A 19,822-nucleotide genomic window follows, 5' to 3' on the forward strand; every position below is an offset into this window, starting at 1 on the left:
GCTCGTGGCTCTGCTGCGAGCATTAGGTTCACAGGGCTACGGACCCGGCGAGACGCTTGCGAGGTGGGAACAGGAGCTCCGTAACCGTGCTCCCGCGCCCATCAACGGTTCCGGCCCACTCCGGTTGCCGACGCGAGACGTAGTGGCTGATTGGATCGGTTACGACGGTCACGTCAGTGAAAGCCGGTACTTCGAGCTCGTCGGTGACGCGAGCGAGACTTTGCTCCGTTCTATCGGCATCGACGACGAGTACCGCTCAACACACGGCGACTACCAAATCATCGAGACACATATGTCGCATCATAGAGAACTGCGTCCCGGCGATAGCGCGGAGGTGCTTACGCAGGTGCTCGGCGCCGACGAGAGAAATCTTCACCTTTTCCACGCGATTACGAGCGAAGGCGATGAGGAGCCGGCCGCAACTAGCGAGCAGATGCTGCTTCACGTTGCTGCCGCCAACGGACGTAGCGGACCTGTGCAGGGAAAGGTGCGCGACTGCGTTCTCGAACTGGCGCGGCTGCACGCTGATCTTCCCCAACCGGAGCGCACCAGCGCAAACATCGGGCTCCGCTGACTTGGACTCACCAGCGGCTATCATCATGCCGAACTGACCTCGCGCGCATCAGTTGCCGCTGCATGTGGTTTTGCGGATTTGAATTGAGCTTGCCTAAGCAGCCCGAAAGGTTCGCCGAAATCTATCGTCAGCTGAATAGGAGCAGCCCGGCTTGTTCTCGCTTCTTGCTCCAGCCAACTGCTCTTCCGGCCAGCGGAAGTCACTTCAACAGAACCAGAATAGCGCCGTTTCCGACCAGCCGTTGCCAGCCACCGCGGTAATGACGTGCGCAAACAGCTCCAACATCCACTAGGTACTCGCCGCGAAGCGCTTGAACGGGCAGTCGCCGCCAAGAGGGCTTCTCTCCTACCCACAAAAGCTGGGCCCTGCCTCAGGCCCTCGCTCGTCCGCGGAAGTCGCCAGCGGTTTGCCAAGGGGAGCGTCTTTTCTGCGATCAACAGTAGAATCACCGATGCTGCTGGGATTTTCTCGTTCGCGCCGCAAGTTAACGACAAATGTGAGCGCTGTTGAGCTTGCGGATTGCGTCTTGTCGCCACCTGTCATTCTACCTGCAATATTTGAAGACGATGACGTAATTGCGGTCGGCGCTCGTGGCAGACGACCTCCGTTATCGTTGAGCCCTCGCAATCAAATGATTCGAAGGAGCTCCCATGAAGCAGTACGTCGGGCTGGACGTCTCACAGAGAGAAACCGCTGTGTGCGTTGTCAACGAGACTGGTCAAGTAATCTTCGAAGGGAAAGCCAAGTCTAATCCTGGTGCCTTGACTGACCTGCTTAACAAACATGCGCCTCATGCCGAGCGTATCGGCTTCGAGACCGGTGCGATGGCAAGTTGGCTGTGGCATGAACTCCGCAGGGTTGAGCTTCCGGTGGACTGCATCGACGCGCGGCATGCGCACGCAGCTTTGTCGGTCCGAATGAACAAGGGCGATCAGAATGATGCGCGAGGGCTTGCCGAACTGGTGCGGGTTGGATGGTATCGAGAGGTAAAAGTCAAAAGTGAGGAAAGCCAGAAGATCCGAGCGATCCTTGTCGCCAGATCTCGGCTAGTGTCCATGCCGAGACATCGAGAACCAGGTTCGCAGTTTGATTAAGGAATGTGGATTGCTGTTCCCTCGCGCGATCGGCCAACAATTCCGCAACCAGGTCAGCGAACTCTTGGGCGTCGATCATTTGCTTCTCAGCGTGATATCGCCGCTGCTCTCGATCCATGAGAACGTCTGTCAACAACAAGGTAAATTCGACAACGAGGTCCGCCGGTTGGCAAAGCTGGACGAGACGACGCGTCGCCTGACGACGGTCCCGGGGGTCGGTGTCGTGACGGCCCTAACGTTCCGCCACACGATCGATGACCCCTCGCGCTTCCGATCGGCTTCGACTGTCGGCGCCTACCTCGGCCTTACGCCGAGGCGCAGCCAATCCGGCGAAACCGACACCAACGGAAAGATATCTCGATGGGGCGACCGGCTTCTCCGAACTTACTTGTTCGAGGCCGCCACTGTCCTTCTTTATCGAACCAAAAAGTGGTGTTCCCTAAAGGCCTGGGGCATGAAGCTCGCTAAGCGGATCGGCATGAAGAAGGCAAAGGTCGCCATCGCCCGAAAGATCGCCGTGATTCTCCACTGCATCTGGGTCGATGGCACGTCGTTCGACTGGGGCCAGCCGAAGCCAATCTGATATTTGCTCGCAAGTTCCTGGTCCGGTCCGCCGGACTGGCGATGTCCCGCTGGGACGGTGGTCGTGGTGACCTCGGTCAATCGGCTGGTGGCGGTTCGCCCGCACTCCGCTGCAAACGTTGAGGCGCCCGATCCGGACATCATCATGAGGCGCTCGCGACCTCGGAAAGGACCATGACCCCAGCTAGGACATCAACCCAACGCGACGAAGCCGCCAACGACGTCGATTGCCAAGCCCACTAGGCAATCGTCTCGCCGTCCGCGATCGCTCCGTCTCCGCAACCTGACCAGCTCCGACGGAGCAATCGCTACCGGCGTGTCACTGGAGAGAGGAAGAATGGTAGCTTGACAACAAACCGCAATTAAAGGGCCGATTGACACTGCATTGTTGAAGATGTTCTGCTTACCGTGACGAGCCAAGGCATCTTGCAGCGTCTCGACGCAGAAGGCTGCTTGCACGTGCCGGGGCGCAAGACCGACGTCAGCGATGCGCAATGGGTGCAGCCGGTCGAGACGCCGCATGATCGCGAGACCGCGCTAAGCCGAGGCCCCGGGATCGACGTAGTCCATGCCGTGACGCACAGCGTTGTAGAACAGGACTGCTATCTTGCGGGCCGTCGCGGTGACTGCTTTTGAGCAACATGGCCGATTGCAGCCTGGGGAGGCGGATCGAGATGTGTTCTGGCCATCAGCGCCGCGACCATCGACCGTCTGTTGATTGAAGTAAAAGTCGCGGCGAGCCGCGGCAGGCGGCGCCGTGCCGTTTCTATTCGGCAATCGGGCGCGAGGTCCCGATCCGCACGTTCAATGACTAAAACAGCCCGCCGCCAGGTATAGGCAAGACTCAACGCCAGCGTAGACATGATCAGATGCACGAACCAAGATCCGATGGCGTAATTGATAGACACGCATCCCTGGACCGGCAGCCAATGCATCTTGATGGCGGAGCCAGTATATAAGAAAATATCCGACTACAAACACGGGTACGGAAAACGCAAGCGCAGAGAACGCCGTGAGGACTCGGTCGACGAGGCCGCCAACTCGCCACGCGGCAAGAATGCCGAAGGAAAACCAAATCGTCACCGAAGCAACCGTCGTGAGGATCGCCAGCGAAATGGTCGGCTCCAATCGTTGCGAAACGAGTTCGATAACTGGTCTCCAGCAAACACTGAGGCGCCAAAATCGCCGACGAACATGCCCATCATCCAGTGTACGAACTGAATTGGCAGCGGCTTATTGAGCCCCAGATTTTCGCGGATGCCAGCGATCATTTGTGGTGCCGCGTTGTCGCCGGCAATTGCCGCCGGGTCGCCGGGCGATCGCCTGAGCAGCAGAAAGACAAAAATTCCAACCAGCGCGATCACGGCGATGGTCGAAACCATCACGATCATCCTATGCCTCAAGCCTTCTGCATGTTCCACATCGGGACAAACGCTGGCATTTCGATCAAGCCGCTGAGTGTTTTGCGGCGCGCAATTGGAAGGACTACCTGACCGAGACACACGCAGCCAACGAAGTCCCACCATATTCCTTGCATCTTGCGGGCCAACGCCTTGCGGTCTTCTAGAGAGTCAGTGTCCGCCCACTTTATCCGGAGAGCCTCAAATTCGTCGTTCTTGGGCCAGCCGAACCAAGCTGTCTCACCGGTAGTTGCAAAAGAAGTCGCAGCGGCTGCAATCGGGTCGCTGTGGGAGTGGTCGGAATCCCAAGTCAAGAAGATGCTCCAACCGCCGCTCTCAACGGGGCCCTTGTTCGCCCGGCGCGCAACAACTCCGCCCCAGTCGCTCGCCGCAAGCTCCGCATTCACTCCGATATTCCGCAGCTGGGCCGCCAAAAGCTGGGCGGCATTGCTCAGTAGCGCTATGTTGGTGGCCTGGAGAATAACGACCTTCTCGCCGGCATATCCGGCTTCCTTGAAAAGTTGCTTAGCCTTTTCTGGATCGCCCCCCTTCTTGTACCAGCCCGTATTTTCGTTGTTCGAGTATGGCGTGTCGTTACCAAAAATCGAAGTGAGGGGACGTCCGTACTTTGGATCGGGGGACATGATGCCTATAAAGGCGTCCTGATTAACCAAGTGAAGTATCGCTTGGCGCGCCTTCACGTTGTTGAATGGAGCCTGAAGAAAGTTCAAGCGCATGTAAACGTCGTTGCCCGACTTGTTCAGAACCTGGAGTTCGAGATTGGGATCGCTCGCTATCACCGAATAGAAATCGGCGGGCGGACTTTCCATGAAATCGACCTCACCGGCCTGCAAAGCCGCAAGGGCGGTTTGCTCATCGGCGATATTATTCCAGACGACACGATCGACCTTGACCACCTTGCCGCCAGCCAGCCCGTTGGGCGGCTCCTTGCGGGGAACATATTTCTCATTGCGGTCGTAAGCAAAGCTCGCGCCCGGCTTGGCAAGCGCCTCATTGAACTTGAAGGGACCCGATCCGATATTCGCGGTCACCTGCTCGGCTGCCGGGCGGCTCGCATCCTTCTCCCGCATGATGAACAGGGCCGACACGGTAGGCGCCGCCAGTAAGTCGATCAGAAGTCCTAGCGGCTCCTTGAGCTCTATGGTGAAAGTCTTGTCATCCTTCTTCGTGATGTCTTTGGTGCGCTCCAAGATCAGCCGCCCAGCCGGTGACACCTGCGTCCAGCGCCTGATCGAGGCCACGCAATCGCCGGCTGTAACAGGAGTGCCGTCATGCCAGGCCAGTCCATCACGGAGTTCGAACGTGTAGCTCTTTTTGTCGTCGGAAACACCCCACTTGCCCACCATTTGCGGCTGCGGCATGAACTTCGAATCGACTGAGAAAAGCGTGTCGTAGATAGCCAGAGCATGGTCGGCTGTGATGGTGGCGGTAGAATAGAACGGATCAAAGACGCGAAGGTCTCCGTTCATCACCATGCGGACGGTCCGCTCGGCAGGCAGCGGTGTCTGCGCGCGCAGGATCGTTGGAATCGATACAGCCGTTCCGGCGGCTAGGCTCACCTTAATGAGAGCGCGTCGAGAGATTGTCATATTCCGCTTCCCCCTATTGGAGTTAATCATCGTGCGCGGACCGGTTCTTCTGGTTTCGTGCCGAGATTAAAAATCGGATTATAAGGAGCCGACTTGCAGTTTTGTGGCCATTTTCAGCACAGCTTTGCAGATATACGTCTCATCTTGCGCGAACTGCACTGGATTTCCGCATGCAGCTTGCTGACTGGTCTACCCATATAGCTCTTGCCCGGGGTACGAGTGCACGCCCGTCGAGGCGGCACACGTTATCGCATGGAGAGTAGAAATGTGGGCAGAGCATAAACTCGCAGCGGGCAATCAACCTCCCGCTCGGCGCCGATCCAGAACGGCTAATACCGGCCTTGCAACGGGTTTTGCTGTTTCGTCAAAAAAGTTCAGATCGATAGCGGTCAGCAAACGACATCCCGAAGATATGTGATAAAGCCCCGAGCTCAAAGGCTGTAGGCGAACAGAGTGGTAACACGAGCCCGCCGCGTACTTCTCGCCTCTTGTAGGGGAGCTCGGTTCCTTTAGGCGGCCAGTGCCCCAAGGTCGACCGGGATGCACACGCCATTAACGCCCGAAGCAGACGGGCTAGTAAGGAAGCCAACTGTTGCTGCCACCTCTCCGACATCGATGAAGCGATCACCCGGCTGGCTCGCGCGGAGCACTGCGATAACCTCCTCGGTGCTTATGCCTCGCCTCGCCGCCTGGGCTTCTAGCTGACCGCGCATCAAATCAGTGTCCATCCATCCGGGGGCGATGGCGTTGACTGTGAGGCCAAGCGCGGCGCCCTCCAAGGCGGCAACACGGACCAGACCAAGAACTCCGTGCTTTGCGGCGGTGTAGGCAGCCTTGTGGGTTCCTCCACCAAAGCTCAGGGATGATCCCGTAACCACGACGCGGCCCCCGGGGGATTTCGTCAGTGCCTGCCAAGCCGCCTTCAGCGCGAAGAAGGGTCCATCCAGCATCACGGCTCGAAGGCGCTCCCATTCGGCGTCTGGAAAGTGATCGAGCGGTGCCGTGAACTGACATCCAGCATTCAGCACAAGGATGTCGAGACGTCCCGCGACCGAAAGAACATGGTCGACCATATCGCGATTCCCGCTCGCAGTAGAAAGATCCGCGCGGAACACACCCTCACCAGCGATGTCGACACCATGCACTTCCGCACCGCGTTGACGCAACTCGGTAACGACCGCCTTTCCAAGACCTCCCGCCGCGCCAGTCACCAGTGCCACTTTGCCTTCAAGTGACCATCCCGACGCAAGTCGCTCCTGGTTTCCGCTATTCGCTGCGAACTTGGACATTTTCTTTCTCCACGTCAGACACCATTTTTGACCTTCGGGCACGAACTTCTAAGCTTCTAGCGCATGTCATCCTAAGAACGGACCAATTGCCCAAGCTTCTCTCGAACAACATAGTTCTGGGTGTGGCATCCAAGTCAACGCAGGAGGACGCTTCCATCGAACAGCTACGCACGGAGCAAGTCGCCGCAGCTCCGGTAAGCGCTCCCTCACCGCCGCGCTGCGTCTCGCGGCAGTGCCTACGTGTATTACTATTATTCACCCTTCGCCGCCGGCTGCTCGTTGCACGAAAGAAATGCAGACGATTGTCGTCGGCGCCGACAAGTTGCCGGAGCACCTCCACTCGATGGCCGCCGATCATCACGCCTCCCAGCGACACCGCCCGCGGCAACAGCGTCTCAGGCAGAACTCTTGATCTCTCAGGCACGAATTTTTCCGGCTGGGCATAACTTTGAGCTTCGAGCTTCTCGCGTATCTCATTCTGGCTCATCACGCGCACGCCGATTGGCTCGAAAATGTCTCTTGCCCACGGTACGAGCTCAGCATTGTTCGCACCCGCCCGTGACAGCTTGGCTGGCGGCTGCTCATCGGCCCGCAATCCCGCGTGCACGGAGCATGGACTTACGTCCGACTTTCGAACGTCGCCACACCACCGCCTGATGCGGCAGGTTCGGCCGGGCGTTGCGATCCCGCCCGAGGTGCACCAGCGCCATTCGCGCCTGTGCCGTCTCTATGGTCGAGTCAGCAATCTACCCGTGAGTTACCGGCACATCCTCAGCTTCCGGCAGCCTCCCGCCGCGCGTGACCGTACAGGCGATGAAGACCTCGGAAGTCATTTTACCTATTACTCTCTGAAGATGATCCATCCTAGGTTCGTGCAACCGCCGATACAGGTTGTCGCGAATAATGTTATGCTAACTGGTCACAGCATCTGGATTTGGCCAATTTCGGCCGACGCGGAGCAGTAATTCTGCGTCGGACCGCGAAGCGAAGATCAATTGATCCACCTCTGCATCGTGCGAGCAAGCCAAAAGATTTCATTTTAGCATCCCTAAGGCGACGGCATCGAGGAGATCGCCGGGTAAACGAGGGGCTTCTCCAGGATTCTCCTTGTGGATCGGGTGCACAACCTCTCGCCCGGGGTCGGCGCGATCCAGATTCGCCGTTTGTCGAGCCCGCACCCGACGCAAACTCATCGAGTTTTTCAAACAAGCGGGGCGCCATTCCCTTGCGAGATTGTTCGAACGCCTGAGGCAGTCCATGCCCCGAGGCAGAAGTCCGCGGCAGCAGTGCCGCTGAAACAATAAGCCTCTCCCAATTATCGGGCACATAGAGCCTTCGGCCGCATTGCTATTAACGCCGAGGCGCGCCGCCGCGAGAGAAACAGCGCCGTCGCAATCATTGTGGGAATCCCGATTTGCTCTATTCTAACGAGAATAGGGCTCGCGGTGCGTCGCCGAGGCGGCCGCAAGCGGGCGATCGGGACCCGGGCACCGATGACGGTGCCGATGGCGCCGAACGACCGCTGGTCCCTCGACTTCGTGTCGGATCAGCTCACGGACGGCCGCTGCTTCCGAATCCTTGCCTTGGTGGATGAACTGCACCCGCGAGTGCCTGGCGCCGGTGGCCGATAGTCCGCTCTCCGGTAGCGCGCGAACTGGACCGGCTCGCAAGTGAGCGCGGCAAGCCGAAGATGGTGGTCAGCGACAACGGCAGACCGGCGTAATCATCGAGATGTACGCATCGCCAGGATCATACCAGCCAGATACTCAACCTCGACTCCCGTTCGGATCACGACGTCGCTCACTATGATCGCCAGTTTCACCCCACGCGATCCACGGCTGCCCTCGTCTTTTGGCATTTCGTCCAACATCAACGGCGCAAACATCGCCGCCTCGCCGTCAGGCAGTGACAGCCGCCCTCTGGCGTTGACGACCTTCGCTTAATGGGGGCGCTTTTACGAACATTCGTGGTGCCAATGCGGTTGCCGTTGCGGAGCATGCGATGATGTCGTACTTGCACTCGGGAAATAAACGTTGCGAGGCCCGCCAGCCCACGATCCTGCGGGCATAGGCGTCGATCAAGAAGGCGACGTAGACGAAGCCGGTCCATGTCGCGACATAGGTGAAGTCGGAGAGCCAGAGAACGCTAGGCCTTGGCGCCTTGAACTGGCGGTTGACGTGATCCAGCGGGCATGGCGCGGCCTTGTCGCTGATCGTGGTCTTGACGGGTTTGCCGCGGATGCCCCCTTGTAAACCATGTTCCGCATCAGTCGCGCCACGGTACAAGGGGCAACATCGAAGACTTCACGCTTGCTGCCGGGCGCGCGCCGACAGCCTGGCGGAATCCCGCCGCTTGGCCACATGGGCGTGGTAGGTCGAGGGGGCGATCGGCAGCACCTTGCAGATCGGCTCGACCCCATGCGCCCTACGATGATCGTCGCTAAAGGCGATCATGGCTTGGACCGGCGGTCGAGCTCCGCCATCGCAAAATAGGCGCTTGCCTTGCGCAGGATCTCATTGGCCTGCCGAAGCTCGCGGTTCTCTCGTTCGAGCGCCTTCAGCCTCTCGGCCGTGTCGGTCGGAACGCCGGCCCGCTGCCCGCTATCGACTTCGGCCTTCTTGACCCAGTCATGCCGCGTCTGCGGCGTGCAGCCGATCTTGGCTGCGATTGACATCACTGCCGCCCAGCGTGACGGGTGCTCGCTGGCAGTGATCCAGAACCATCCGAACGGCTCGGGTCCGGACTCGGGTGAAAACTTGTTCGTCGTCTTGCTTGTCATGGCTCCATCGTCTCAGGAGCTGGCCCCTCCGGCAAACCTGGGCGGTTCACCTGTCTGCGCGACGGTGTTGTGGTTGGATTTGTCGACGCCCGGCCTGGTGAAGTAACTCGGTTATTCACCTTGCCCGACGTCGCTGGTCTCGGACTAGGGCACCGCCTGTTGGAGATTGGAATCGCGTAGGCCAGGTTGGGCCGTAGCGGGCCAATAAGTCTCGAGGCGACGATTAATGCAATGCTGAAAGATTTTGTCGAAAGCTCGGGTTCAGAAGCCTGGGCAGAGGCGACTTCTCCCACGGTCTCGGCGGCGAGCCGATTGAGATCGTACAGATGGAATTGTGACTTTCGGTGCTGGGGTCGGCGAGTTCGCCTCCCAAGGTACGTCGCGTATGCCAACACTAAATCTGGCGACCTGGCGATCGCGACCAAGGCGATTGTCGGCCAGCACAAGCGCGCCATCGATACAAGCTCCTCGAACGCAGAATTTAGGCGTCAGGAGAAGCTAGAGAACGCTCTGTCGCGAGGCGCTGGAGTCGCAGAGTTCTCATCCGATCAAACACACTTGAAAGGCGAAATATGCATTATCTTGCTCAATAGGGATGGGGGAGATCTCCAAATGTTGGATGCCGCTACCACCGCGCTTCTGCGCGCGATCCTCGACGGAGGTCTGCGAGAGCCTTTCGCCGTACGATACCGGTGCCCGCACCTACTTCGCCTCGAAGATTCTGGAGGCCGCTATCAGAGGTGAGACGACGCCCGACCGCCCCAAACAAATCGGCCGCGAGGCACCGAGCATGTGGAGGTAGTCCGTCAAATGAAATTTCCAGGTCTCGGTCCTGAAGATCCCAGTGAGCTATCCGGACTAATTCGCACCTACGACTGAGTTTACCCGATTTCGACGCGACGTCTAAGACGCTCGATCTGCTTCAGGACGTCGTGTTTGGAGCGAACCTGTGGGCCAGCGACTGGGAGGAAATGACACCAGACCAGGAGCTGAAGCTCATCACCAGGCGACTGAATGCTGAGGGAAGGGCATCATTCTATTTCACGACGCCAAGGCACATACCGCCGGGACAATGCACGCCTTCCTACTGTACCTGCACGACAACGGCGATCACGTCGTTCACATGGTTCCGACGGCGCAGAGGAATGCCGATACGCATTGATGGCGAAGTGTCACGGCGGTCGTAGAATGGAGTAATCCCGAAGCAACTAAGCCTTCGTTCATGCTAACCGGCGCAATGATGGAGGGCGAATCACGTCTTAGCCGTTTCGGGCGCCGCTCGGCAGAAAAGCCAGAACGCCTCGCGCCCGGGCGACATCAAATCGGAATGGTGGGCGAGATCATTTCGGAATCCTGGGCGAGATCAAATCGGTACACCCGGGCGAGATCATCGGAATCCGACATTTCGGCCATTGTCAAAGCTGCGCCGTATCTGTGTACCCTAGTGGTCGCTCGTGCAGATACATGGAATTGCAGCGTCATTGCTGCACTTCGGCTGATGACTCTTCGAGTGTCCGTCTCATCTACTATTTCACCAGCTTAGCATTTTTCTCACCGCAAACCTTCGCGATCCTATTGGTGAGCGCACTATTTCTGCGTCCTAGGACGGAATTCGCTGAACTTCCGCGTTGATGTCCGGATAAACGTAAACTTATCACCCGCGGGCAAATCGCAGTCTAGTGTCCTATCACGGCGCAAGTTGTTGCGGGATTACGAACTTCGAGCGCGCGAGGCTAGGCTCTCTCTACGAAAAGCAGCATGGCATTTATTTATCGCTGTCCAGTCCGGTCCTCGTGGCTCGACTACAATGGGCATATGAACGTGGTGCCTTATTTCGAGGTGTTCTGCACCGCGACTAGCCTTGTCGAACGTGACCTCGGATTGGCGGCGTCCTATCTCGACGAGGGCTATACACTTTTCTCCGGCGACGTTCATATCACCTACGTCCGCGAAATACGAGGTGGCGCCACTATCACCGTCGGGACGCGCATTCTCGATGTCGATGCAAAGCGGTTCGTCATACATCACGAGATGATCGACGACGGTGATGGTGCGCTCGCTGCGACGGCGGAAGTGGTCGAGCTCAACGTCGGCGTCAAAAGTCGAAAAGTGGAGCCGTTCCGGCCCGACATCTTAGAGCGTCTGCGCAGGGCGCAGCGCAAATCGGTTGGCGACGCGCCGCGCAATGTTGGCCGAGCGGCAACTCTCAAGGCGGTAGCGCCAGTCCGGTAAACGGGCTACTACAACTCTCCAATTCAACAAAAGAGAATTAAGTCATGTCCCGAAAAGTCGTCGTCTCGTGTGCGGTCACCGGCGGGAGTTCCGCGGTTCTCGCGAAACATCCAGGCATTCCCAAAACACCTTCTCAAATCGTCGCCGCGTCTATCGATGCTGCCAAAGCAGGGGCTGCGATCGTCCACATTCACGTCCGCGAAGATGATGGGACGCCGTCGGATCGCCTGGATCTATTCGAGAAAGTCGTGAACGGGCTCCGCGACTCGTCCACGGACGTCATCGTCAACCTGACGTGCTCGCTAAACGGTACGATTGCACTCGATTCCTATGATCCCCCAACTCTCGGCAAGGCCACCAACCTCAAGAATCCCAAGGAGCGCGTCCTTCACGCGATCAAGCTAAAGCCAGAAATTGCTACGTTGGATTGCGGTGTCATGACTTGGGGCGGCGAGTCGATCTATGTGGGCCGCATGTCGGATCTGCGCCAAATGGCGGTCCTGATGCAGGAGGCTGGTGTGAAGCCCGAGATCGAATGCTTCGAATTCGGGCACATTGAAAACGCGAAGAGCCTCGCCAAGGAAGGCACGCTCAAGGGGCCGCTGCTGTTCCAGTTCTGCCTGAGCACCGGTTACGGCGCCCCAGCGGAGCCTCTCGTGCTGCAAGCGATGCGGGACACCTTGCCAGAGGGAGCGAACTGGGGCGGGTTCGCTTGTGGCGCTGAAGAGATGCCGACAGTGGCGCAGGTAGTGAGGTTAGGCGGCCACGTCCGTATTGGTCTCGAAGATAACATCTACCTGCGGCGAGGTGTGCTGGCATCCAATACCGATCTCGTCGAAAATGCGGTGGGCATTATCGAGCGCATGGGCGCCAGTATCGCGACGCCTGCCGAGGCGCGCCAAATGCTCGGCCTCGTGAAACGCTGGTAGCGGCTTCCGGGTTCGAGCGGAAGTTCGTCCAGTCGGACAAATAGTCCGTGGTAGCCGGCGCGGATGTCGCGTGCTCATCGGTTGGAAGCGACAGGTGCATTCTCCATTGGCCGCCCCGGATTAAGGAAGCGGCCGGCTGCTCCAAGCGCCGCGAGAGCGCTCGGCCATCGGTCCGGCGCGAACGGATGCAGGCACGAACGCTCTGGACCTGAGGACTGCGCTGACGCGTTGACCAGATTCTCACGGCAATAGCAGCAGACAGAATCTCTGGTCGCGCGTTGATTCATAACGCTGAAGCGGACTAGACTCAAACCTGGGCCCGAGCTTTGGCGACGCGCTGCTGTAGCGAAGCTTCACATTTTCGAAGCCAGCGCAAAATTTCGGCTGTGGCCAATGAATATTTAGGGAAACACAGCTCTGGCAAGGTGCAAAAATTCATCTGCTGGCCGATAGTCACGGAATGAAGGGCGGAAAAATGACACCGGGTGCAGACGCAGGGCAGGCATTTGACGTCCTGCACAAGACCCGCGATTTGTAGGCAAGCCGACCGTTTGTTGCCGTCTCAGTGAATGTTTGCAAGCAATATGGCTATCCTTGGCACGCGACGCCCCTGAAGTATCTCGATGCAGAAGTCGCCGGGGCTGGCGTGTTTCCCCTAGTGCTTCCTTCGTTCGGTGACCGGCTTGACATCGAGCAATTGCTTGCCACTCTCTATGGTGTGATGATCAAGGGTTAAAGCTCTAACGTCCAGCCATCGCTCTATGGCGGGAACGCGAGTGAAGGCAACGGGCCCTACGACCCCGCGCGAAATTCAAACCAAGCTGCCTTTGATCCGCAGGGCGATCGATCTAGGGGTTCCGCTGCTTGCGATCTGCCGTGGTCTTCAGGGAATATATGTTGCGCTTGGTGGCACGCTGGCAGCCGAATTCAGGAGCGGCCCGCGATGCTTGATCATCGGGCGCCGCCCAGCGACGGGCCGCAATGAGGGTTCGCTATCCGCCGGACGTAGACAGTCAAGCCAAATGGCTGCCTTTCAAAATTATTTGGTGTGAGCAACACAAACGTAGATTCCGTTCACCGCCAGGCAGTCGAGCGGTTGCCGGCGCAGCTTCAGGTCTAAGCCGTGGCCGAGGATGGAATTGTGGAGGCGCTGTCTGTGCAAGGCGGCCGCCGGAGTTTCGCAATCGGGGTTCAATGGCATCCCGAATATTGGGTCAGGTCCGACGAGTTGTCCGCGCGCATTTTCCGCGCCTTCGGAGATGCCGTGGGTGCCCACACGGCGGCGAAGATGCCGTCTCACGGAGGCCGCGGGATCATTTCCCTGCACGGCCTGCGGCATGTTCGTGATGCCGCAACAGCTATCATCTGTTGGGGACTTCTCGCGCTTGGTGGGTATCATCAGGACCGCAATCCTGCAAACGACACTGGAGTTTTTCACGCGAGCGATGATCTCCATTCCGCGCCACCAGCGACCAAATAATCAAGAGGAATGACTTGATGACGCAGCTTGTACGCTTCTCGCCGCCGTTCCCGATCGGCGATTCCACTCGCGCCTCGCATCATTGCGTGCGGTCATGGCCGAACGGCGGGTTGACGTGCTCGTGGTGGACCAGTTCGAGAACATGGTCTATTTCAGCGGATACCGGTCCACAGCGGCCATGTACCAAAACTGTACTTATCCCGCTCTATCAAGAACCCGTGGCTATCATTCGTGCGCTCGATAGTGCGATTTTCGCCGAAAAGAGTTGGTTCAGCGATCACGTGCCATTTGCGGAGAATGAAAGTCCGATAAAGGTCCTAGCCGAAACGGTCCAAGCGCGCGGCTTTGGAGCCTCAGCCATGGGCGTTGAGCGCGACAGCCATTTTTTAACCGTTGATCGGGCTTTGGAGCTCCAAAGCCTGCTCCCGAATGCCAGTATTGTCGATTTCTCTCAGGTCATGTGGGAAATGCGGTACGTCAAATCTCCGCTCGAACTTGCCTGCCTACAGGTGGCCGCACAGATCTGCGGCCGCGCGGCAACAGCAGCGTTCGCCGTAGCCATGCCAGGTATCAACGAGCGTGAAGTCTTCGCAGGTATGACTAGCGAGGCGTGGCGCAGTCGTGCTGACAATGCCCAAATTGCCGTCATGGCTTCCGAACCTCGCTCGGGAAGCTTACATGCCGAGATACGCGGCCGCACGCTGGCTGGGGGGACATCCTGCATGTTGAACCTGTTCCACATTTTCGCGGCTAAACTTCCCGAGTATGCGCCCGAAATCGATCGGCGCGCCGACCGACGAACAACTACGGTCGGCCGAAACAATGATTCGAATTCAAGAGGAACAATTCCGCATAACGAGACCCGGGGCTTATGCAGAGGACGTCGATCGCGTTGTACGTGAGGGAATATTGGCGGCCGGTTTGCGCGACAGCTACACGAATATCACTGCCTATACGCTCGGCTGGCATGCCCTCCTCGCATTTGTGATTTCACGCGCGTCTTCCTGGCCGATCGCGATTGGTGGCTGGAGCAGAACCAGGTCTTCCACATGTACACGTCAGCGCATGGCATGGCCTTCAGCGAAACGATCGTCGTCACGCCTGAGGGAGCAAATCGATTGACCAAAATGGACCGGAGCTCTTCTTCTGAGTCCGAGCTAAATTCACCGTCCGTTGAAGCGCTTTCTTTGCCGGAAACGAGCCAATTGCGCTTGCTTGAGGAGTTCGCAAGCCCCTACTGTTTTCGAGGAGAAAAAATGGCGCCACTATGTATTCGGGCGGACGACGGACTACCATACCGTCAAACGACATGTGTTTGCTGCGGAAGCGAAACATGAAGGCGCGTGCCGTCCTTCAGCCTTTCATCCGCTAAGCGAGCCTGTTATGCTTGTCGTGGTCGCTGTTTTTGCTCCATCAGAAGTGATCGGGGGCTGACCACGAGCAATAGGCGAGCCGGCTTATCATGAGATGGACGGCAGGGCTCCGGCAACGAAGACAAAGACGCCCAACGACACTGCGTGGGGTCAGATGTATTTGGGCCACTCAAGAATCAAAACTTTCGTTTAATCTGGCTGTCCAACCATATTTCGAATCTCGGCTGGCTCATTCAGACCGTCACCACCAGCTGGTTGATGGCGACCAGGTCGAGCTCAGATTTGATGGTCGCGCTCGTTCTAGCGTCAGCGACGCTACTACTGGCGTTCATTTTGTCTCTGTTCGTCGGCGCGATCGCGGACAACTTCAATCGCCCCGGTGTCATGCTGGTTGACCGCGGTCTCATCCTCTCGGGATCTGCCACCTTGAGCACACTTCCAGCACTAGGCCATCTCGATTCCTGGGTTCTCCTCGGCTTCACATTCTTGATCGGGTACGGCTCAGCTCTCAACGATCCCGCTTGGCAAGCGTCAGCCGACGACATCTAGCCTCAACGGGATCTTCCAGCGGCAGTTACCCTGATCTCAGTTGGGGCTTAGTATCCGTAGCGTGGGACCGGAGCTCGGCCGCATTGTAATTGCCTTGTTCGGGGCGCTCACGGCCTTCGTCTTGGCCACTTTCGCCTATGTCGTCCCACTCTTCGCGATCTTGGTATGCAGGTGGATGTCCGTTCTTCGACGCTTCCGCGCGAAGCGATGACCACGGCGATCTACGACGGCGTGCGCTTCACGGCGATGTCCTCCGAGATCAAGGCGGTGATCGGTCGCGGCACGCTCTTTGGCCTCGCGGGCAGCTCCACACTCGCGCTGCTTCCTCTTATCGTTCGTGACAAATTGGGCGGAGGACCGCTCGCCTATGGCATCATGAAGGCGGGCTTCGGAAGCCGCGCCTTCTAGTGCGGGGTCTGTAGCGGCACCTTTATACGGATGATGTCGCAGGAGCGGCTCATGAGCTCGCTTGCAACGCCTGTGCGGCGAGCGTGATTTTGCTATCCTGGACCAATTCACTAGCAATAGCGGATGATCGGCCTCGGCGGCTTTACTGATCTTACCGCGTGGAAATAGAAGGGCCTTCGCCTATCACCCGCGGGCCAGTCCGAAGGCGATCCGGGCCCGCTCCCCTGATCTCGGGCGAAATGCCTGTCAAAGACGACAGCAATATTCGATCGACCTTCTTTAGATCGTCGATCAAATCGACCAGCGCGCCGATTTCGTCGCTTACGGGCATCATAAGAACGAGGCACTTAACCCAAACCGGCAAGCCCATGTGGAGCCCGGGTGAACCGCCCAGGTTTGCCGGAGGGGCCAGCTCCTGAGACGATGGAGCCATGACAAGCAAGACGACGAACAAGTTTTCACCCGAGTCCGGACCCGAGCCGTTCGGATGGTTCTGGATCACTGCCAGCGAGCACCCGTCACGCTGGGCGGCAGTGATGTCAATCGCAGCCAAGATCGGCTGCACGCCGCAGACGCGGCATGACTGGGTCAAGAAGGCCGAAGTCGATAGCGGGCAGCGGGCCGGCGTTCCGACCGACACGGCCGAGAGGCTGAAGGCGCTCGAACGAGAGAACCGCGAGCTTCGGCAGGCCAATGAGATCCTGCGCAAGGCAAGCGCCTATTTTGCGATGGCGGAGCTCGACCGCCGGTCCAAGCCATGATCGCCTTTAGCGACGATCATCGTGGGGCGCATGGGGTCGGGGATGTCCCGATCGCTGTTGAACTACGTCGGGCCGACGTTGCCGGAATGAATGTTACGCGGCCCTCGTGACGTGGGCAACCGGATTGATCGTTATGCGATTGTGGCGAGCTTGAAGAGCCGCACGCAGAACCGACAATTGCTTATGCGCCTTCAATCGTCGGAAGCCCTTGTTGGCCTCGATCATGCCGGCCGCGACCCATCGCAAGGCCATACCGGCATCCCGCCAGCGTTTGACATTGCGCGTGACGCGGCAAATGGTGCCCATCATGTTCTCGGCGATGTTGGTACAGGCGAGCGATCGACGAAGCTCCTTCGGCAGCTTCAACCGGACGACAGTCAAGATTTCGTCGAGGCCTTCGAGGATGCTCGCCGCTACGCCGGGCCATTGCTGGTCGAGTCGACGCGCGAGATTGCGGATCAATTTTTCAGCCTTGTCGGCGTCATCGAGCTCCCAGGCCTGGCGCAGTACCCGACGGGTGGCCGCATGATGCTCTTTCGGCAGCGTTCCATGATGTTGCGCGCCTTGAGGATCTGGCAGCGCCGGATCGCAGCGGCCGAACCGAAGGTGCGGCGGATCGCCTTCGACAATGCCTTCGCGGCGTCGGCGATGAACAGTCTTGGCACCGTCGGGTCGAGCCCGCGCGAGACCAGGTTGTCCAGCAGGGCCTGAACCGTTGCGGCATTCTCGGTCGCCCCTTCCACCAGCGCCAGCGGATGCTTCTTGCCTTCGCCGTAACCCCGATCGCGGCCACCAGCACGAGATCGTCGCCGAGATGCAGCCCGTCGATTTGGACCACCAGAAGGTCGAGCGCGGACAGATCGGTAGCCATGAAGTCGGCCAGCCGCGCCGCCGACAGCGCTACGAACCTCCGCGAGGCCGCCGACTTCGAAATCCCCGATCCGGGCGGTCCCGGCACGTCACCCTCGGGCAGCCGGACAGCGCGGCCGAACCGGCGCGTCGACACATTGATCAGCATCAGGTTCATCGCCCAGCGACCGAGCCAGTCCTCCTGCGCCGCCGTTTCCCAGCTCGGGATCGTGACCTCGCGGCCGTCCACGCCCCGGACCCGCGGGCGATCGACCTCGATCTTGCCGCCGTGAAAACCGATCCTTCCCCGCGTTCGGCCCGAACGGTGCGCCCGCCGCGCCACATCGCGACCGTGGCGCGGCCCGCAGGCCGCCGTCACATCCGCCTCCATCATCGTGCCGAGCGCCTCGATCCCTGCCGCAAGGTAGAACCGATCGAAGCTCGCTCGCACTTCCGCAAACGCTTCGTCCACAGCCCCGGTCGCCGGCCAACCAGCCGGTGTGATATCTCTCGTCATGGCGTTGCTCTCCTTTGTGGAATCAGCACCCCGAGCCTACCGGCTCAAGGTGGGCAACGCCGACCTCTTCAGACATTCAACAGAACCCGGGACATCCCCATGGGGTCGAGCCGATCTGCAAGGTGCTGCCGATCGCCCCCTCGACCTACCACGCCCATGTGGCCAAGCGGCGGGATCCCGCCAGGCTGTCGGCGCGCGCTAGGCAGGACGCCGCGCTGAAGATCGAGGTTCGGCGCGTCTTCGATCAAAACTTCTCCGTCTACGGCGCGCGCAAGGTCTGGCGGTAGCTCAAGCGCGAAGGCTTCGATGTTGCCCGTTGCACGGTGTCGCGACTGATGCAGGACATGGGTTTGCAAGGGGGTCATCCGCGGCAAATCCGTCAAGACCACGATCAGCGACAAGGCCGCGCCATGCCCGCTAGATCACGTCAACCGCCAGTTCAAAGGCACCGAGGCCGAACGTTCTTTGGCTCTCCGACTTCACTTATGTCGCGACCTGGACCGGCTTCGTCTATGTCGCCTTCGAGCGAGGATCGTGGGCTGGCGGGCCTCGCGCACGGCGCACGCCGGCTTCGTGCTCGATGCGCTGGAGCAGGCCCTGCACGATCGACGGCCGGTCCATCTTAAGCGGCATGAGGCCCCCACCTCGCCATCGCGAGGCTCGCCTGCGATACAGCCTGGCATGAGCTGATCGGTGGAGGCGCAGATGGCAAATGCCATGCTTGATGCCAGGCTGGAAGGTGACTCTTATCGTCGTGTCGAGGTGATTGCGCGTTTCGCGGCATCGTGAGCACGGATTTCAGCGCATCGTGAGCAACGATTTCAGAGGATCGTGAGCAGCGATTTCGGGCGATCGTGAGCAACGTTTGGCGGTGCCGGACGCTTCGACCGACAACTCAACCGGGCTACGGAGTCTTCATTCAACCAATGAGGAAGCCTGATGCCTACCGAGAGATTGTCGATGCGCCGGATCCGAGAAGTTCTACGTTTGAGGCACCAGGGCCTGACCGAGCGCGTCATCGCGCGGACGTTGGGAGTGAGCAATGGTGTCGTGCATGGCTACGTGCGTCGCGCCCGCCTTGCCGGGCTGAGCTGGCCGCTGCCGGAGGGCATGGATGACGAGGGCCTGGAGCTGCTGCTGTTCCCGGCGCCAAAGGCTGCCTCGGAAAGCGACCGACGACCGTCCCCCGACTGGGTTTATGTGGAGAAGGAGCTACGCCGGCGCAGCGTGACACGCCTGCTGTTGTGGGAAGAGTATCGCGCCGCCAATGTAAACGTCGTTCTCAGGCCACGGCTTTGAGGGATTGCGCGCGATAGGCCCAGGGAAGCAGCTGATCGATTTCGCTGTTTGGGTGACCGTTGACGATCCTGGTGAGCGCGTCAGTCAGGAAGGCAAG

At 59.2% G+C, this 19,822-nt stretch carries 11 protein-coding genes, 11 pseudogenes and 2 other annotated features; of the genes and pseudogenes, 16 read left to right on the forward strand and 6 right to left on the reverse strand.

Features of this window, described 5'->3' with window-relative positions; all coding sequences use genetic code 11:
• The first annotated feature begins 142 nt into the window (after positions 1–142).
• From ACIPUD_RS38890 to ACIPUD_RS38900, 3 genes and pseudogenes are all read left to right on the forward strand, one after another.
• A complete protein-coding gene (locus tag ACIPUD_RS38890; RefSeq protein WP_446482870.1) occupies positions 143–574 on the forward strand; it encodes a thioesterase family protein in 432 nt (143 codons plus the stop codon).
• A 650-nt stretch (positions 575–1,224) separates the two neighbouring features.
• Positions 1,225–2,251: pseudogene (locus tag ACIPUD_RS38895) on the forward strand (IS110 family transposase).
• 425 nt (positions 2,252–2,676) lie between these two features.
• Entirely contained in the window at positions 2,677–2,886 is a 210-nt protein-coding gene (locus ACIPUD_RS38900) for a hypothetical protein (protein WP_446482880.1), read from the forward strand.
• Positions 2,887–3,329: 443 nt separating this feature from the next.
• Here the strand turns inward: ACIPUD_RS38900 and ACIPUD_RS38905 are convergent, their stop codons facing one another.
• The 3 genes from ACIPUD_RS38905 to ACIPUD_RS38915 form a co-directional block, all read right to left on the reverse strand.
• The gene (locus tag ACIPUD_RS38905; protein WP_446482871.1) at positions 3,330–3,632 is read right to left on the reverse strand and encodes a hypothetical protein; all 303 of its coding nucleotides are present in this window, start codon (positions 3,630–3,632) and stop codon (positions 3,330–3,332) included.
• Between the two features lie 17 nt (positions 3,633–3,649).
• Positions 3,650–5,260 (reverse strand): ABC transporter substrate-binding protein, encoded by a 1,611-nt coding sequence (locus ACIPUD_RS38910; RefSeq protein WP_446482872.1) that lies wholly within the window; start codon positions 5,258–5,260, stop codon positions 3,650–3,652.
• Positions 5,261–5,769: 509 nt separating this feature from the next.
• Positions 5,770–6,549 (reverse strand): SDR family NAD(P)-dependent oxidoreductase, encoded by a 780-nt coding sequence (locus tag ACIPUD_RS38915; RefSeq protein ID WP_446482873.1) that lies wholly within the window; start codon positions 6,547–6,549, stop codon positions 5,770–5,772.
• Positions 6,550–7,988: 1,439 nt separating this feature from the next.
• Here ACIPUD_RS38915 and ACIPUD_RS38920 point away from each other — a divergent pair.
• A pseudogene (locus ACIPUD_RS38920) lies at positions 7,989–8,260 on the forward strand (IS3 family transposase); the annotation flags it as partial.
• 322 nt (positions 8,261–8,582) lie between these two features.
• Here the strand turns inward: ACIPUD_RS38920 and ACIPUD_RS38925 are convergent.
• Positions 8,583–9,328 (reverse strand): annotated as a pseudogene (locus tag ACIPUD_RS38925) (transposase); the annotation flags it as partial.
• Positions 8,928–9,044: a sequence feature (AL1L pseudoknot), on the reverse strand. (Overlaps the previous pseudogene by 117 nt.)
• Positions 9,329–9,940: 612 nt before the next feature.
• On the opposite strand from ACIPUD_RS38925, the pseudogene ACIPUD_RS38930 reads away from it, so the two are divergent.
• The 10 genes and pseudogenes from ACIPUD_RS38930 to ACIPUD_RS38975 form a co-directional block, all read left to right on the forward strand.
• Positions 9,941–10,130: pseudogene (locus ACIPUD_RS38930) on the forward strand (hypothetical protein).
• 82 nt (positions 10,131–10,212) lie between these two features.
• Positions 10,213–10,490 (forward strand): annotated as a pseudogene (locus tag ACIPUD_RS38935) (polysaccharide deacetylase family protein); the annotation flags it as partial.
• 596 nt (positions 10,491–11,086) lie between these two features.
• Positions 11,087–11,560 (forward strand): thioesterase family protein, encoded by a 474-nt coding sequence (locus ACIPUD_RS38940; RefSeq protein WP_446482874.1) that lies wholly within the window; start codon positions 11,087–11,089, stop codon positions 11,558–11,560.
• Positions 11,561–11,604: 44 nt separating this feature from the next.
• A complete protein-coding gene (locus ACIPUD_RS38945) occupies positions 11,605–12,489 on the forward strand; it encodes a 3-keto-5-aminohexanoate cleavage protein (protein WP_446482875.1) in 885 nt (294 codons plus the stop codon).
• 544 nt (positions 12,490–13,033) lie between these two features.
• Positions 13,034–13,777 (forward strand): annotated as a pseudogene (locus tag ACIPUD_RS38950) (gamma-glutamyl-gamma-aminobutyrate hydrolase family protein); the annotation flags it as partial.
• Positions 13,778–14,063: 286 nt separating this feature from the next.
• Positions 14,064–14,213 carry a hypothetical protein gene (locus tag ACIPUD_RS38955; protein ID WP_446482876.1) on the forward strand — a complete coding sequence of 50 codons (150 nt, stop codon included), beginning with the start codon at positions 14,064–14,066 and terminating at the stop codon, positions 14,211–14,213.
• Positions 14,167–14,871, forward strand: a complete 705-nt coding sequence (locus tag ACIPUD_RS38960; RefSeq protein ID WP_446482878.1) for an aminopeptidase P family N-terminal domain-containing protein — start codon at positions 14,167–14,169, stop codon at positions 14,869–14,871. Before ACIPUD_RS38955 ends, ACIPUD_RS38960 begins: the two co-directional genes overlap by 47 nt.
• A gap of 615 nt (positions 14,872–15,486) precedes the next feature.
• A complete protein-coding gene (locus ACIPUD_RS38965) occupies positions 15,487–15,891 on the forward strand; it encodes an MFS transporter (protein ID WP_446482877.1) in 405 nt (134 codons plus the stop codon).
• Between the two features lie 61 nt (positions 15,892–15,952).
• A pseudogene (locus ACIPUD_RS38970) lies at positions 15,953–16,299 on the forward strand (MFS transporter).
• A gap of 431 nt (positions 16,300–16,730) precedes the next feature.
• Positions 16,731–17,098: pseudogene (locus ACIPUD_RS38975) on the forward strand (transposase); the annotation flags it as partial.
• Positions 17,015–17,110 (forward strand) — a sequence feature (AL1L pseudoknot). It overlaps the preceding pseudogene by 84 nt.
• Positions 17,111–17,153: 43 nt before the next feature.
• Here ACIPUD_RS38975 and ACIPUD_RS38980 read toward each other — a convergent pair.
• Positions 17,154–18,426: pseudogene (locus tag ACIPUD_RS38980) on the reverse strand (IS256 family transposase).
• A gap of 98 nt (positions 18,427–18,524) precedes the next feature.
• Here ACIPUD_RS38980 and ACIPUD_RS38985 point away from each other — a divergent pair.
• Positions 18,525–19,044 (forward strand): annotated as a pseudogene (locus ACIPUD_RS38985) (IS3 family transposase); the annotation flags it as partial.
• 321 nt (positions 19,045–19,365) lie between these two features.
• A pseudogene (locus ACIPUD_RS38990) lies at positions 19,366–19,695 on the forward strand (IS21 family transposase); the annotation flags it as partial.
• A 13-nt stretch (positions 19,696–19,708) separates the two neighbouring features.
• Here the strand turns inward: ACIPUD_RS38990 and ACIPUD_RS38995 are convergent.
• The coding region (locus tag ACIPUD_RS38995) for a transposase domain-containing protein (protein ID WP_446482879.1) at positions 19,709–19,822 on the reverse strand (114 nt) is incomplete at its 5' end.

It is taken from the genome of Bradyrhizobium sp. CAR08, assembly GCF_052871955.1.

What these genes read in the sequence shown, in the direction of transcription:
- ACIPUD_RS38955 (WP_446482876.1), top strand. Translation starts at nt 14,064, where the DNA reads ATGGCCGAACGGCGGGTTGACGTGCTCGTGGTGGACCAGTTCGAGAAC.
- ACIPUD_RS38905 (WP_446482871.1), bottom strand. Translation starts at nt 3,632, where the DNA reads ATGGTTTCGACCATCGCCGTGATCGCGCTGGTTGGAATTTTTGTCTTT.
- ACIPUD_RS38910 (WP_446482872.1), bottom strand. Translation starts at nt 5,260, where the DNA reads ATGACAATCTCTCGACGCGCTCTCATTAAGGTGAGCCTAGCCGCCGGA.
- ACIPUD_RS38945 (WP_446482875.1), top strand. Translation starts at nt 11,605, where the DNA reads ATGTCCCGAAAAGTCGTCGTCTCGTGTGCGGTCACCGGCGGGAGTTCC.
- ACIPUD_RS38915 (WP_446482873.1), bottom strand. Translation starts at nt 6,549, where the DNA reads ATGTCCAAGTTCGCAGCGAATAGCGGAAACCAGGAGCGACTTGCGTCG.
- ACIPUD_RS38940 (WP_446482874.1), top strand. Translation starts at nt 11,087, where the DNA reads ATGGCATTTATTTATCGCTGTCCAGTCCGGTCCTCGTGGCTCGACTAC.